The sequence below is a fragment of the Haloarcula nitratireducens genome (assembly GCF_019599505.1).
In genome coordinates this window covers 1-14,931 of record NZ_RKLT01000045.1, presented here as the reverse complement: position 1 = coordinate 14,931, position 14,931 = coordinate 1, and the positions used below count along the sequence as shown (strand labels likewise).

The window sequence follows — 14,931 nt, the reverse complement described above, 5'->3', positions numbered from 1 at the left end:
TGAACAGGATATGAACGTGGTCGGTGCCGCCATCCACGTTTTTGATGTCGGCCTCGAAGTCCTCTGCAATCTCGTGAGCGACTTCGGCTACGCGCTCCAGCCGCTCATCGGTGAGGATGTCGGCTCGATATTTCGTGACGGTCACAAAGTGATATCGGAGCGCGTAGACCGTGTGTGACCCGGATTGCAGGTAAGACTCCATTTGGCCTCACCAGATATAGCACACCCAATTCTAATAATTTTTGTGCCGTTGGGTATTCGGTCGGGCAGACCCCCGTGGACTAACACACCGGGCTTACGCGATTCACGCCCGCCGTGAACGGCGGGATTCTCTCGCTGAATCCAGATAGTTGCCTCTCCTACATCGACCAATGAGGGGCACTGATTGCAGCGGAGTGGGACTGAATGCGCTGTGAAAGTGAGCCTGCAGATTGAGCGCCGGTGTCTCTGTTAGGGACAAGGAATCTGAAAGACGACCTGCTGAATAGAGAGAGTCAGCAACACCTTTCGGCGTTCTTTTGCGCTCATAGCTGGTGGAACAGTCTATGACAGAGGACATCTCTCTCGATGGCCGGACGCTTGTTGGCGTTGCAAACACCGATGCTAGTGAAGTGAGTGGAGATACCCGATTCAAGTTTGAGCAAGCGGGCGAACGAATCTACGCACAGTATGCAGGTGGGGATCTCGTTGATGGGCATCTCGTTGATGGGCATCTCGTTGGAACGTTCGATGGTACTGAATGGGACATCAGGTATTCACAGCTCAACTTGGAACATGAAACTGCGAGTGGCCATTCCGTGGGGACCGTCGAACTGCTTGACGATGGTCGCGTGCGTGTCGAAGACGAGTGGGAATGGGAATCACAGGCTGGCAGTGGCGAGTCAGTGCTCGAAGAGATAGCCTGAACTACGTTTCTGCCCTGACCGACTACGAGAGTGAACTCTTGTTTGCAACGGTTCAGTCATCGAAATAGAACCACGTTTGACGTCTGGCCACCGTCTGCCGGTAGTCCAGAGAGCACCCACTCGACGCCGGCCATCAACATGCTGTCGGGCGAAATACTGTGCAATAACGCCATACTGAGAGAACGGCCGTGAATCTTGTACGCTGCCTTTCCCAACTTCGGCGGGATATTGCAAACTCGACAGTACACCTTTTACGAAAAGTTGGCAACTCCAGTCAACAACATTATGCCGAAGCGGTATGATGCAGCAGTATGGACGATGCGAATGTACTCGCCCTACTAAATCGGATGAATCTCTGGTGGGCGGGCGAGGACGTACAGGAGTCGCTGAAGAAGGCAGATCACAGACGGCGTGAGTTCTACGACATTAGAGAGCGAGTACTGACGTCTCAGCGACCTATTTTGACGATCCGAGGGCCACGTCAAGTCGGGAAAACAACGCTCTGTGGGCAGCTAATTGAGTCACTACTCACAGAGGAGAAGATTCCGAATAATCGAGTGCTGTACATCACAATCGAGAATAGTGCGATCCTCTCAAATCCGGAGGGAGTGATCGAGGACGCAATCGAGGCGTTCAAGACGAATATTCTGCAGAAGGATTTCCGAGAGATAGACGGGACGGTCTACATTTTCATCGACGAGGTCCAGAAAGCGCCCAACTGGGCGGAGACGCTAAAATATTATACCGATACGTATTCGAACCTCCAGTTTATCGCCACTGGCTCCATCAGTACGTTGATCAAGAGCGATGCAGGTGAAACGCTCATCGGGCGGCTGGAAGAGCGGATTCTGCTGCCGATGAAGTTCATCGAATACGTCCGATACGAATCTGTTATCGACGAGGAAACGGTCGACGACGAGGCGGCTGAACTGCGGTCCAAGTTCGCGGAAAGCTTGAAAGCAGGCGATTCCACGGCACTGCGAGGTGCACTCTCACGATTCTTCGGGCTCTACGAGACCAAGAAGCCACAGCTGCAGCGACTGAAAGACGAGTATCTACTCAAAGGTGGCTATCCCGGTGTCCTCGATGAGACCATTCCCGATTCGTACACTGTTTTGGACACAGACTTGCGAAACACAGTCACCGGCGATCTTGCAAACGTGTTCCAAGTCGAGAAGCCCGAAAAGGTGCTTCGAGTCCTGTCACTATTGGCCGCGTCGACGGGGTCGAAAGTGAGTAAGTCCAGTATTGCCGATGCAGCTGCTGTCAGTCGACAGACGGTCGATGCATATCTGGACCATCTTGATGAGTTCTATCTGCTCAACCGCTGTCCGACCTACAGCGGGTCGGAATACGCCGCTGGTGGCCTGCCGAAGATCTATATCCAGGATGTTGGGATTTACAACACATTGAATGGGACAGTGGCTGAGTCGACGCTTGAGAATGCGGATATGCTGGGGCCGATCTTCGAGACAGCAGTTTGTGACCACTCCCGTCGGCTGCAGTTGTTCCTCTCGAACGGACAAAACGCAGATATCTCTTACAACGATTCGGGCGGTGAAGTCGACTTCGTTCTCGAAGGAAATGACTATCTCCTGCCAATCGAAGTAAAGAACGGCGACTCAACATCGCGGTCGTTGCGTGGCCTGCAACGATTTATCGAGGAGCGTGATATCGAATTCGGCATCTGTGTCAACAATTCCGACGTCCTTGACCACACAGACGATATTGTTCACATACCTGCCTGGATATACCTCTTCCTGTGCTAGCTGGCCTTGCTAGTGATGCCCAGCGTGTTGGAAGCGTCGCCAACACGACTGGGGTGCAGCGGACGGGGCTGAGTGACTGATAGTGCGCCCGCGGGCGATATGGCTGAGTCCAGTGATTGACACAGAGAGTAGACGCCTCAAGGTTTTAGCTTCCGATACTTTGATGCGTTCTGCAGAGATCACTCAGTTGCCAAGCGAGACACAGCTCAAAATCAAGAGCTGTCTCCAGTCAGAGTGAGATTTTAGACTGCAAATTCCACAAGGTTACAGATGGACTCTCGTGGGGATGACGACGAGACCAGGAAGCCCGACCTCCAGAATTGGGAGCAGTACTCCGTAGACACGAACAACGAAGCCGCTCCCTGAGCCGTCATAGACGGCCTCAACAGCGACGACATAGCTGTCGGGAAGGCCTTGTTGAAACCCTCAGGCGCTGACAGGTCTCAGTAGGCGTGCTGAATACGCAGCGCTTAGTCAGCATCCAATCGCACGAAAAAGTGCCATGTTCTCTATTAACAAACCGGTATGCTCAAACAGCCGTATCTCCTTTGTTTCTATTCAGATGATGCTTCCGACACACGCTCTGGTCGGGCTTGCGATCGCGGTACCGGTTTCGTTCGCGTTTCCGGAATTTGCCAGTGTATTCCTTTTGAGTGGCCTATTCGGTGGTATCTTCCCGGATTTCGACCTGTACGTCGGTCACCGGAAAACGCTCCACTTCCCGGTATACTACTCGGTCCTTAGCTTGGTATTGATACCAGTCGCTGTGTTCGCTCAGACGGCTTGGATCATCGGAGTCACGATCGCGCTAGTTGCTGCCGCCGTTCACAGCATCATGGACATTTTCGGTGGCGGACTCGAACTGCGCCCCTGGGAAGCGAGGTCGGAACGAGCTGTATACGACCACTTCCGAGACCACTGGATCGCCCCTCGTCGGTGGGTCCGTTACGACGGAGCCCCGGAGGACCTTCTCCTTTCGCTCTCGGTTGCTGGCCCGCTCCTGTTCGTCGTCGACGGACAGTTCCTCTGGATTGTCGTCGGAGCCCTGGTTGTTTCGGTAAGCTACGTAATACTCCGCCGCCCGCTCGCCACGATTGCCGAAACACTTGTCGAGGGGGTCCTCAAACGGACGCTCCCGGATAGCCTGTTAGCGTACCTCCCTGCCAGGTACCTTCGCTGAGAAACAACGGCCCATTGATTCAGCACCGATTCCGACACGCACATGAAATATATTTAACTTGATTGGGCATCCAGGTTCGGAAGTGGGTGACCAACAAGTGTGGTCAGATTTGGATATGTCAGGCAGCCTCAGGTGTGCAATCGTCGCTGTGTTTGTTGTCGGCTTTCGTCAGCGGAATCCCGGAGCCGTGGTGAACGCGGTGTTTGCGTATCTTGGGACATACGTCCCAGCTGTCGTCGAACGGACGTCCGCCATCGAGTTCAGGCCTTGGCAGCGCTTGTACGTGGCGACTGCCATGTTACTGCATGCGATAGGAATGCTTGGTCCATATGACGATATTCGATGGTGGGATCATGTTACGCATACCATGTCGGCGAGCATTGTCGGTGGAGCGACCTTCGTAGCTGCCAAACGCCGTGGGAAGGACCCGATACCGCTGACACTTGGATCCGTCGTCACTCTGGGAGCACTCTGGGAACTTATCGAGTACCTCATTCACGCCACGGCCACCCGGCTTGGGGTGGACCCCATCCTCGTATTTTATAACAGGAAGGATACCGTTCTCGACCTCGTGTTCAATCTCTTGGGGGCGTTCCTCGTCATTCTATTCGGCGACCGGAAGTTGGCAAATCTCTTTGAATCCGATGGGTGAGAGTAGCCTTCGGGACGAATTCAACTCGACAAACTCTGCAGGTGCGGACGTAGGCACGCGGTCAGACTCCTAGCCCTGTCTATCCGATGGACCACACGACAGTCCGAATGTCGTCATCCAGTGGGCATCTGTGACTGGCGGAGAACCGGTCTTCTCGCCGATGTAGAGGACACGGACCACTTGTCGAGGCTAGTCGACTACGCGGCCAGCTCCGAATCTGGCTCTGCGGGCCGGCCTACCCACTGTATTGCACGGTAGTACTGACAGACGCTGAGTAATTCGAATAGGTACTGCTGCATACAGCGCGCGAATCTTGCACTACCTTCGGCAACGAAATGGGCGTTACCTACATACGCACAAAACAACGATTTTAGAGTATACTGATTGATATTACCGACCGTTCTTCTCGATCATCGCTATCTCACCGGGCGAGAAAAATACACGGTCCTCGTCGTCACGATGCTCCTTCGCCGCGACCCAGCCGTTGTCCATAATTTCCACGTCGAACGCTATCTGTTCGTCCTCGCCACCGCGCCAGTGGATCATCGCGCTTTCGAACTCCATACTCGATCAAGGCACGCCATGACCATAATGGAGGCGAAAACCGCCGCTGCTGTGACCAATCGCTAACGCTCTTCGCAATCGTTACCGCTTTGCTACATACACCCTCTATATTGACCACACCGAGTTAGAATATATCATCTGCGGAAAATTTCAACAAAGCACTATCAACCTAAAAGCAGGCTCTGAGACTGTCACGCTGCATCCTCCTGACCGACCCTCGAGGTCAAAGCTGAACGCGAAGGCCCGGCTAGCAATATGACTGAATTAAGTGCCGAGTTCGAACTTAAATGGGACGAGAATCCTAGTGGGGAGAGTAGCGGAAGTGGCCAGCTAGAAATCGAATAGTCATTCCGCATTCGAATTGACCGTCTGCAATCTTGAACACGACAAAACAATAATCTTGAAAGTACACTTCTAGCTCTGTTGGGGCTGATTAGAACTGACAACAATAGAGGTAGACCCGTTCACGAAGATATGAGATTTACTGTAGTCGAATGAGACAGTGTACTCGTCTGCTGACGTGCTATCGAATCGTGCAGAGGACAGTTTGTTCAATGCATCTGGATCAACTGCCTCAGATAATAGTGGCAGTTCAACGACTGGACGGTCTTCGAACTGACTGACAGTCCGGACAATTACTTGACTCACCTCTTCTCCTGCCTCAATTTCTACTCTCATTACGCATTTGTACCGCTGTCAATGACTTCAAGCCGCGAGTTTTTCACCCGGATAGTTACAGTATCTTCGATGGCGAAGTTGTATCTGCACTAATTTCGCAGTTCCAATCCCTGTACGGGTAGATTTGGGTACGCTGACTGCAGCGAAGCGGGACTGAATAAGCGGTAAGAGAGAATATGCGTCTCAATCACCAACACATCCTCTGAAACACGCCCCATTCAAGTGAGTCACCAACACCGGTCAGCGCTCGATGTACTCGGCGATATATTCGAGCAGTGGTCGAATCTCCCCGAAATCTGGTCCCTTGAGGACCTCTTGGGAGTCCATATCCCACTCGATGAAGCCGTAATCGGCGAGTTTCGGAAGGTGACTGTGATACATTGCCGTCCGTACCTGCTGCTTGGTTTGCAGTGCCCCTGCTTCCACAGTTTCGTCCGCGTGAACGGCAGCATCCTGTGAAGTTTCGTCGAGAAGTGCGACCAACAGGTGTCTCCGGTGTTCGTTCGCTAACGCATCGAAAGTTGTGTCGTTCATTATGTCGAGGGGGGCCCCAAGCGAAAACCGGCCAGGCAAGCTGACCGGTTTCACTCCCTCTGCATAAGCGAGGTATTGGCCCCAGAAAACGGTGTTGTGAACGCTACCAGACCAATACGTGATTCCACAAGATTTGGACCCAATACTGTGTATCTGTGATTAGCGAATGTGGAATGTCCTAATCAGACGCACGTATTCTGTGGATTCCCGAAATCCTATCATCCCTTCGTGAGGTCTATGACTCTTTTTCAGCTCCGGCTTCCGCGTGCGCGTCCATCTCTTCTGCTCCCTGCAAGAAGAAGTGATTGAAAGGTTGGACGTGTCGCCGTCGCATCATCTCCGAACTTTCGATTTCGACGCCGATGTCGTGGATCGCGTCGGTGATTCTGGTAATATCGCTCGTGCTTGTCCCGACGACGTCGACGTGGATGTTGCGCCGCCCAGTGAGCATCTCACGAACGTCGATGACGCCTTGGATCGCCCTGATGTCCTCCGAGTACTGTTTGAGTTCGGTGGGTGGCACGGAGATGACAAACGTCACTTGCAACGGGAGGTTGGCCGCCTCGTAATCGATCTCTGGATGGTATCCTTTGATGATGCCATCTTCTTCGAGTTGCTTAATTCGGTTGCGAACGGTACTGGCCGAGACGCCAGCCGTGTCGCCGATTTCCTGTGCCGTCTTGTTGCGAGCATCTTGCTGGAGCAAGTAGAGGATGCTCCGATCCACATCGTCTAGATCTCGACCCATGGGATGGAGTACGGCGTGGAAGTACTAACATATTCTTGCTGCATGAGTAACTCGCGTTTCATCACCCTCGCTGCAGGATACAGGATATAGGATATTCGGCAGGTAATTAGGTTCGCACACTGTGGATTCTGTGATTATCCTAACTGTGGGGATTGTTACGTCTACAGACGGTAGAATCGATGGGAGTATAGGAGCCTCTGACAGACCAGATACAGTAGAATCATCTGTGCGGTTTCCCGTACTCCCCCGTGCCGTGACGAGCGTTGAAACACTAGTCGTCCCCATCTGTGAGAGATCCATCGACCTGAATGTCGATATTGCCACTCCTGTTCACCCGGACAGTGGTATCAGCATATTTGAACGAGACCGTAACTGACGCTGACCCTTCGTTAGTGAGCAGTGCATCAAACGCATCAGGGTCAATGCTTCGGTGGAGTAGTGGGAGATCGGCTGTCGTCCGGTCCGTGGCAGCAGCAACTGCTTCAACGAGAGCTACACTAGGCGGGCCTGACTGACCCCAGTCATGGCGAACTGTAGTCGAATTCGTTTCTATGCCGGCCGTCTCCGAATCGCTCCCGTCATCCGTGTCGTGGCACATTATCCCTCACCGATTGTGTTGATGGGAAACCCATGGTAGACTATCCTCACTACCAAGAATTCCGTCAGTCGTTATTGGATTCGATCCTTGTAAAGAGTTATTGTGATACTCTTGGTGAATAACTTCGGCTCTACTCACGATCGTCGTCGAGTCGCCAGGTGAACATTGCTTTCAAGACGACGAGGAGACTGTTCGACGACCCAGGTCCCCAGATATCGGTTTCGTCACGCTTCAGAAGGGTGTTCACCGTGGCCACCGACGAGTACACTCACAGGTGTCTTTTCTTAATCCACCAGAAGGCGGCGATCTGCAAGTGTATCCGATCAGTCCCACAGCGACTCGAACAGTTGCGCATCAGGGACTGTCTGATCGAATTGGTCTTCGGCGGACTGAGACAGCTCTGCAGGGCGAATCGACACTCCGCGGTCGCTTGCACCCGATGGGCTTCGGCGACCGCTTTGGTTAATAAAGCTCGTCGGCTGCGTCGTAGACACGCGTTTGGGGAACCTCGGCGACCTCACTCACGTCCTGAGCGGTCCCTTCATCGAGACTAACGAGTGCGACAAACGTTCGCGCGGCGTAGGTATTGAGACCGAGTGCCTCAGTTGCTTGACGGCTGTGGACCATGCTTGGTCGGATTGATAGCCAGATATCGAATCCGTCACCAGTCTCGTGAAAACCACCGGGAATGGTGGTTCCAGCGTGTAGCGACAGCGAGGTTGGGACCCGTTCCGTCACTACACGCCATGCTACGTTCCGTACTACCCACATATAGAAGTACTGTGATTAAGTGGGTGAACGAGCGAGAAACGTCGATTTCGCAAAATTCGAAAACGCCCGGATCTCGAAGGATTGTGTAACTATCTAAGCTACACTCTGTAACCTGATGCGACGTACTAAACACCTAGGAGATGAATAGGACGATAGCAGTCGAGGTTGGGACCAATGGACGATGTTTCAAATCAAGGACAAGCGATCGAACTGCTCCAACAACTCGGGCTCAAAGAGTACGAGGCCAAGGCGTTTGTTGCACTCACACGCCGGCAGCGCGGGACGGCCAAGGACATCAGCGAGACCTCCGAAGTACCCCGGACGCGCATCTACGATGCCATTCGCGTACTGGAATCGAAGGGGCTGGTAGAGACCCAGCACTCGAACCCGCAGGTGTTTCGAGCGGTCTCTATCGACGAGGCTGTCAATACCCTCCAGTCAGAGTACGTCAAGCGCACCGAGTCACTTCGGAGCGTTCTAAGCGAACTTGAACCGGCTGACGCTGAAGAATCAACAGAGGTCACCCACGAAGTGTGGTCCATCTCGGGCGATCAGGGCATTACAAGCCGGACACGACAGTTAATCGAGGGAGCGACAAAGGAGGTAATCCTCGTGGTCGGGCACGAGAGTGTTTTCACCGACCAGTTGGTCGAACAGCTGCGGTCAGCCCAAGAACGAGACGTGCATGTCATCATCGGGACGATCGACGAGGAACTCCAAGCCGCGATTCAGGATGCCCTTCCGGATGTCGAAGTGTTCGTCTCGGGACTGGACTGGCTAAGCCGATCGCCGCTCCCGGGTGACGATACCGAAATCAGTCGGTTGTTACTGGTCGACCGCGAGGCGATCCTGGTGAGTTCGTTCACTGATACGAGGGCAGACGGCCGTGAACACGAACAAGCTGTCTTTGGTCGCGGATTCGACAACGGGCTGGTCGCAATCACTCGACGACTGATGGCTACGGGATTGCGCTCTGGGAACGACCCCGAAACTGGTGAAATCTGAGTATTCGAGACAGTAGTTTTGAAACGGTCAATTTTGGCTGTCGCATACTGCATAAATCGCTTCGTTCGACAGTCGGGTCGGAGCCTGTAGCGCCAACCTGTGCGTATTGCAGGTATTGGTGTTACCAACGACGACGATTCCCACTACGTTTGACACTCTATCGAGTCGTCCAAGGAACCCCAGCTAGCACACAGTCCTCGAAACCACAACCGTCGGCACGACGGCGCGTCGCCGGCACCGCACTCGCGAACTACGTCGCGCCCAGTCCTACTATGCTACTCGGCGGTGACGTTCAGTTGCGCACCCGTCCCAGCAGTCGCGTGGCTGGTACGCTAAGGGCGGCAGGCCCAACATCTTCCAGCATCGAAACGGTCGAGAACTATCCAAGAGACGAGAGCCAGTTTGACATTGGACAGCCAGTGCAGTGAACTGTCCTCTGGGAACGGCTACGACCCCCTTTTGATCACTGTTGTGCACGACAACGGCAGAAACAGCCACTCAGTAGGAGTATACTATTCAATCCATCTTGACAATATGGTCGTTTTCTAGCCATTCGTCAATATGGGTGTCACAGAAAGCTACGTCATGGTTTACGTTGCTATCGTAACAACGGTTAGTCGCAGTTTCAACGCATGATGGATCAAAGCAAGGGATCTGTGTACTTCCGTCTGCCAGCGTGACCGGTTCGTTTTGCAAAGTGCTATTATTTTTCATTTATAGTTGTCCGCTGTCTGCCTTCTGGTGATTGATACTGTATCTCAGGTATGGGAGACAGGAATCGATAAGCGTTCACCGTTATCTATCACACTCACTTAGGTTCGAGAAGTAGACCTGAACTGACCGACAGAGAGTGAATTCCTTACTAGCACTCTCCAAACCAATACTCAGATAGTGATCAACCGCATGTGCCGTCAAGCGACGCCTGCACGAATCGATTTGCGGTGAGTAACTCGCTTCGACACTGATTTTGTAAAGTGTCTTCCCCCAATTTCAGAGTGATATTGCAAACGCTACAGGACACCTTTTACCAGAAGTTGGTAACTCTGGTCAACAATATCATGCCGGAGCAGTATGATGCAGCAGTATTCACCATTCCTATACGATGTGGTAGACGCATCCGCGATTCAGGAACACTGCTTTGGGCCAGACGTGAACGGAAAGTCCCGGCAAAGTATAGTCACCGTTGAATTTGAATTCGACTAGTATCTCGTCAAAGTGCGGAGCGATGGGTGGATCCAAGTCTCCGAATAGTCCTCGCAAGCAACTGAAAGAACCATGATATACGAAGCCTGAATTGCTCCGCGCTCATGTCGAACAACCGCCTACTCAGTCTTCACTCTACAACGGCGATTCAAGTATGTCATATTCCTCTGCAAGGAGGTCCCAGACTTCGTGAATTTCTGCAAGTGAATCAATATCCTGCAATCGCTCTTCCAATTGGTCTGCCTCCTCAGGGTCTAAGGAACCGTCTATAACGGCCTGTTGAATCGTATCTGCGAGAAGCTCTAGTTGATAATTGAGGCGACGGACCATCTCATATCAGGTTATATAACAATTCCCCAAAGAGATAGCGCATGCATTGTATGGATTGACCGATACGTGAGTCGCCTGTACTAAGCGACCGAGGTGCAACGATTGCAGCAGAGCAGGACTGAATAAGCTGTACGGGTGAGCGTGAGGATTGAATACTCGCACAACCGCTGAACCACGTCTTGCCGAGCGATTCACCAAATCCGGGATATTCAGAATTCTTCGGTAATGTCCCCGTGTGTCGCTTCAGCCTCATTCCAGATGTATCTCAACTACTATGTGGCAGTAGCGACGTTATATGGTAATGGGCATAGACGCACGTGAACGATATTCAAGTGGGATCCCAGGTCTTGATTCGTTACTCCGAGGCGGGTTCGTCGCCGAACGCATCTATCTCGTCCTCGGCAGCCCTGGCACCGGGAAAACACTCCTTGGCTCGAAATTCCTCAGCACAGGCCTCGAGAATGACGAAAATGTCCTGTTCATTCACGGCGAAGAATCACGTGCGGACCTCTGTCTCAACGCCGAAGAATTGGGCATCAACCTCGATGGCGTCGACTTCCTCGACCTCGGTCCGGAGTCCGACTTCTTCAGTCAGGAGCGGACGTACGACCTCGTGAATCCTCAGGACGTCGAATACGATAGTTATATCGCCGATATTCGAGGCGCAGTCGAGGACGTAGACCCGGATCGCGTCCTCATCGACCCGATTAGCCAGCTCCAATACGTCGAAACAACCGAGTATCAGTTCCGCAAGCGCATGATCGCGTTCATGCGGTTTCTCAAGGACCGCGGCACGACAGTCCTTGCCACAAAGACCACCAGTGACTTCGACGACCAACTTCAGTCGCTGAGCGACGGCATTATCATCCTCGAACGGGGCGAAGATGGGCGTCGCATCGACGTAGTCAAACACCGCGGCGTCGGTAGCCGATCCGGAACCCACGGCATGGCGATTCGAGGTGACGGCGTTTCGGTGTTCCCCTCGCTCATCCCCGAAGAACACGACGAAGCGTTCAACCCGACCCAGATCGCGTCCGGAATCGACGGTTTTGATTCGCTGTTCGGCGGTGGTATCGAACGCGGAACGGTCACAATCCTCAGTGGACCATCGGGTGTCGGCAAGTCAAGCACCGCTGCCAAATTCCTCGAGTCAGTCGCGTCGAACGACCGAAACGCTGTCGCGTATCTGTTCGAGGAGTCGACGAACATGTTTGTCCATCGTTCGGAAACATTCGGGATTCCGGTGACGGAGCTCTGTGACCAGGGCACGCTCACACTCGAACCCATCGACCCACTTACCCAATCTGCCGAGGAGTTCGGCCAGCGAGCCCGCGCCCAAGTTGAAGAGCAGGACGCCGAACTCGTCGTCATCGACGGTATCAACGGCTACCAGTCGGCACTATACGGTGAGACCGACCAGCTCGCTCGGAAACTGCACGCGCTGACGCGGTATCTGAAAAATAAGAACGTCGCTGTCGTGCTGATCGACGAAATCGGGCGGGTAACGGGCCTCCAGAGCCCTACCAGTTCGGACATTAGTTATATCGCAGACAACATCATGTTCTTGAAGTACATCGAATTGGACGGGCGACTCAAGCGAGTCGCTGGCGTCGTCAAAAAGCGCATCGGCGGCTTCGAGGATACATTCCGGGAGTTCACGGTCTCTGCAAATGGTATTGACGTCGGTGAGCCGATAACCAACGTCCGTGGCATCCTGAATGGCACGCCGGAATGGATACAAGAGGAACACCACCTCAATGAGACGGACACCTACCAGCCAGAGGAATAGTCCACGAGATGAACCAGGTGCAGCTCCTTGTCGCGGACGAAGGGAATCGACGGGCATTAGCTGAACTACTCCGAGAGCGCTATGCAGTCGATACCGACCAAACGGTCCAGACAGTCGACTGTCACATCGTCGATGACCGCACACTTCCAGAGTATCGTGAGCCGTTGCTAGCGTACAAACGTGAGCACCAGCCCCTGTTCTGTCCAGTCATCCTCATTCGGCGCGAGGATACTGAGATCAACATTAAGCTGCCCGACCCTGATGCAACAGATTGCCCACAACTCGTCGACGAAATCATGACGGCGCCGGTCGACAAAACCATTCTGTTCCGACGGCTCTCGAATCTCCTCGTTCGTCGGGCCAATACCAGAACACTCATCGAGAATACCAACCGCCTCGACCGTTTTGCCAGTATGCTCGCCCACGAGCTCCGTAATCCAGTCAATATCGGCCAGATATACAGTCAACAACTCTCGACTGAAGCGAACGCCACGGCAGTCGAATACATCGGCGAGGCGTTCGACCGTCTCGAGACTATGATCGATATCCTGCTTGTGCTAGCACGGGGCCGCGAAGCCGTCTCTGACCCGACGACTATACAGTTGGCAGACACGACGCAAGCAGCATGGGATGTCTTGGACACCAAAGATGCAACGTTAGTGACGGAGGTCAACGCAGAGATACAAGCCGACGAGACATACATTCAGCACTTCTTCCGGAACCTGTTCAAGAATGCAATTGAGCACGGCGGAGCAGACGTGACCGTCACCGTTGGTGGGCTACAATCAGGCTTCTATGTGGCCGACAACGGCACGGGTATCTCACCGGCTGAGCGTGAGACCGTCTTCGAGGCAGGCTACACCACTGCAAGCGAGCACGGTGGAACTGGCCTGGGGCTGGCATTCGTTCGTGAACTGGCGGACATATACGACTGGGAGTGGACAGTCACGGAGAGTAACACGGGCGGCGCGCGCTTCGAGTTCACGAATGTCGACCTGACGCTTGGCGACTGAACTATCACATTCGTCTCCTCATAGTAGTCGACTGCTACGAGACATCTCCGCTGCGGGTCCTCCCCGTACACCGGCGTGAATCGCAGTCTGAGCACTATGATACTCGGACAATCCTCACGTACTCCAACACGACGATAAGGGCGGCAGGTGGAAAGCACATACCATGACCTGAACTGTGACCGATTAGGCAAGCTCAGACGCAGATTCAGCAGCCGGAAGTGTAAACGAGAATGTCGTCCCCTCACCCACGGTTGAGTCAACGCTGATAGTCCCACCGTGGTGGTCGACGATTTTCTTACAGATCGCGAGGCCGACTCCCGTCCCACCGCTCTCCCCAACAGCAGTGAAGAGATCGAATATCTGATCCTGTTGCGTCGGAGGGATTCCCGGCCCCGTGTCAGCCACAGTAAAGCGCCACATGTCGTTCACACGGGTCGCCGAAACGAGGACACTGACCTCACCATCGCTGTGGTCAATAGCGTTACCGATCAAATTCTGAAAGATTTTCGTGAGCTGTGTTGAGTTCCCCATAACCGTTGGCAGTGGTTCAACCGTCACCTCACAATGTTCCCTGTCGAGAAGCAGAATCTCTCGAACCTCCTCGAGAATTACATCGCAGTCAACTATTTCGCGAGGCGACTCACTGCGGCCGATCCGGGCAAATTCGAGGATATCAGCGATCATCCGCTGCATTCGGTCGGCGCCATTAACGGCGAACTCGATAAACTCACGCCCGTCCTCGTCGAGGTCATCCGCGTAGCGGCGCTCCAGTAACTGGAGGTAGCTCGATATCGACCGTAACGGTTCCTTCAGGTCGTGGGCGACAGCGGACGCGAACTGCTCGAGTTCGGCGTTCGAGCGCTCCAGTTCTTCGACGAGTGCGTTCAGTTCCTCGCGACGATGCTCGAGTTCCTCTTCACGTTCTTTCTGAGTGGTGATGTCCCGTGTTGCACCAACGAGCTGGACCACATCGCCGTTTTCGATAACTGGCGCGAGCTTCGTCTGCCAGCATGTGGACTGTCCGTCGACGGCGTCCATTACTTCGTAAGAAAGTGGCTCACGGCACTCGATGCATTCTTGGTACCGAGCTTCGATTTCGGCGCCAATCTCTTCTCCAAGCACATCACGGATGGGTTTGCCCTGAAGCACGTCGCTCGAGCAACCGACTAATTCTTTGTAGGCCTGGTTAGCG

General features: G+C 53.6%; 16 protein-coding genes and 1 pseudogene. 8 read left to right on the top strand and 9 right to left on the bottom strand.

Features of this window, described 5'->3' with window-relative positions:
• The coding region (tnpA, locus tag EGH23_RS25580; protein ID WP_220582810.1) for an IS200/IS605 family transposase at nucleotides 1–202 on the bottom strand (202 nt) is incomplete at its 3' end.
• A 343-nt stretch (nucleotides 203–545) separates the two neighbouring features.
• Between tnpA and EGH23_RS25575 the strand changes: the two genes are divergently transcribed.
• The 4 genes from EGH23_RS25575 to EGH23_RS25560 all read left to right on the top strand — a co-directional run bounded on the left by EGH23_RS25575 (nucleotide 546) and on the right by EGH23_RS25560 (nucleotide 4,506).
• Nucleotides 546–905, top strand: a complete 360-nt coding sequence (locus EGH23_RS25575; protein ID WP_220582809.1) for an avidin-fold protein — start codon at nucleotides 546–548, stop codon at nucleotides 903–905.
• Nucleotides 906–1,216: 311 nt separating this feature from the next.
• Nucleotides 1,217–2,674 (top strand): ATP-binding protein, encoded by a 1,458-nt coding sequence (locus EGH23_RS25570; RefSeq protein ID WP_220582808.1) that lies wholly within the window; start codon nucleotides 1,217–1,219, stop codon nucleotides 2,672–2,674.
• Between the two features lie 565 nt (nucleotides 2,675–3,239).
• Nucleotides 3,240–3,854 carry a metal-dependent hydrolase gene (locus tag EGH23_RS25565; protein WP_425433284.1) on the top strand — a complete coding sequence of 205 codons (615 nt, stop codon included), beginning with the start codon at nucleotides 3,240–3,242 and terminating at the stop codon, nucleotides 3,852–3,854.
• A gap of 115 nt (nucleotides 3,855–3,969) precedes the next feature.
• The gene (locus EGH23_RS25560) at nucleotides 3,970–4,506 is read left to right on the top strand and encodes a DUF2238 domain-containing protein (RefSeq protein WP_220582811.1); all 537 of its coding nucleotides are present in this window, start codon (nucleotides 3,970–3,972) and stop codon (nucleotides 4,504–4,506) included.
• Nucleotides 4,507–4,896: 390 nt separating this feature from the next.
• Here EGH23_RS25560 and EGH23_RS25555 read toward each other — a convergent pair whose 3' ends face one another.
• A complete protein-coding gene (locus EGH23_RS25555; protein ID WP_166975049.1) occupies nucleotides 4,897–5,070 on the bottom strand; it encodes a hypothetical protein in 174 nt (57 codons plus the stop codon).
• 157 nt (nucleotides 5,071–5,227) lie between these two features.
• Here EGH23_RS25555 and EGH23_RS25550 point away from each other — a divergent pair.
• Nucleotides 5,228–5,415 (top strand): annotated as a pseudogene (locus EGH23_RS25550) (amphi-Trp domain-containing protein); the annotation flags it as partial.
• Nucleotides 5,416–5,484: 69 nt separating this feature from the next.
• On the opposite strand, the gene EGH23_RS27460 reads toward EGH23_RS25550, so the two are convergent.
• The 5 genes from EGH23_RS27460 to EGH23_RS25525 form a co-directional block, all read right to left on the bottom strand.
• Nucleotides 5,485–5,748 (bottom strand): HalOD1 output domain-containing protein, encoded by a 264-nt coding sequence (locus EGH23_RS27460; RefSeq protein WP_220582806.1) that lies wholly within the window; start codon nucleotides 5,746–5,748, stop codon nucleotides 5,485–5,487.
• A 240-nt stretch (nucleotides 5,749–5,988) separates the two neighbouring features.
• Nucleotides 5,989–6,282: a DUF7344 domain-containing protein gene (locus EGH23_RS25540; RefSeq protein ID WP_220582805.1), complete on the bottom strand. Its 294-nt coding sequence runs from the start codon at nucleotides 6,280–6,282 to the stop codon at nucleotides 5,989–5,991.
• 235 nt (nucleotides 6,283–6,517) lie between these two features.
• Nucleotides 6,518–7,030, bottom strand: a complete 513-nt coding sequence (locus EGH23_RS25535; protein ID WP_220582804.1) for an Lrp/AsnC family transcriptional regulator — start codon at nucleotides 7,028–7,030, stop codon at nucleotides 6,518–6,520.
• Between the two features lie 271 nt (nucleotides 7,031–7,301).
• Nucleotides 7,302–7,628 carry a HalOD1 output domain-containing protein gene (locus EGH23_RS25530; RefSeq protein ID WP_220582803.1) on the bottom strand — a complete coding sequence of 109 codons (327 nt, stop codon included), beginning with the start codon at nucleotides 7,626–7,628 and terminating at the stop codon, nucleotides 7,302–7,304.
• Between the two features lie 462 nt (nucleotides 7,629–8,090).
• Nucleotides 8,091–8,255, bottom strand: a complete 165-nt coding sequence (locus EGH23_RS25525; protein WP_220582802.1) for a helix-turn-helix domain-containing protein — start codon at nucleotides 8,253–8,255, stop codon at nucleotides 8,091–8,093.
• 318 nt (nucleotides 8,256–8,573) lie between these two features.
• Between EGH23_RS25525 and EGH23_RS25520 the strand changes: the two genes are divergently transcribed.
• A complete protein-coding gene (locus tag EGH23_RS25520; protein ID WP_220582801.1) occupies nucleotides 8,574–9,404 on the top strand; it encodes a TrmB family transcriptional regulator in 831 nt (276 codons plus the stop codon).
• Between the two features lie 1,338 nt (nucleotides 9,405–10,742).
• Here the strand turns inward: EGH23_RS25520 and EGH23_RS25515 are convergent.
• Nucleotides 10,743–10,937 carry a hypothetical protein gene (locus EGH23_RS25515; protein WP_220582800.1) on the bottom strand — a complete coding sequence of 65 codons (195 nt, stop codon included), beginning with the start codon at nucleotides 10,935–10,937 and terminating at the stop codon, nucleotides 10,743–10,745.
• A gap of 301 nt (nucleotides 10,938–11,238) precedes the next feature.
• Between EGH23_RS25515 and EGH23_RS25510 the strand changes: the two genes are divergently transcribed.
• Nucleotides 11,239–12,726, top strand: a complete 1,488-nt coding sequence (locus EGH23_RS25510; RefSeq protein ID WP_220582799.1) for an ATPase domain-containing protein — start codon at nucleotides 11,239–11,241, stop codon at nucleotides 12,724–12,726.
• Between the two features lie 8 nt (nucleotides 12,727–12,734).
• Complete coding sequence (locus EGH23_RS25505) at nucleotides 12,735–13,739, top strand: sensor histidine kinase (RefSeq protein WP_220582798.1); 1,005 nt, start codon at nucleotides 12,735–12,737, stop codon at nucleotides 13,737–13,739.
• Between the two features lie 183 nt (nucleotides 13,740–13,922).
• Here EGH23_RS25505 and EGH23_RS25500 read toward each other — a convergent pair.
• A partial coding sequence (locus EGH23_RS25500) for a sensor histidine kinase (protein WP_220582797.1) occupies nucleotides 13,923–14,931 on the bottom strand: 1,009 nt, incomplete at its 5' end.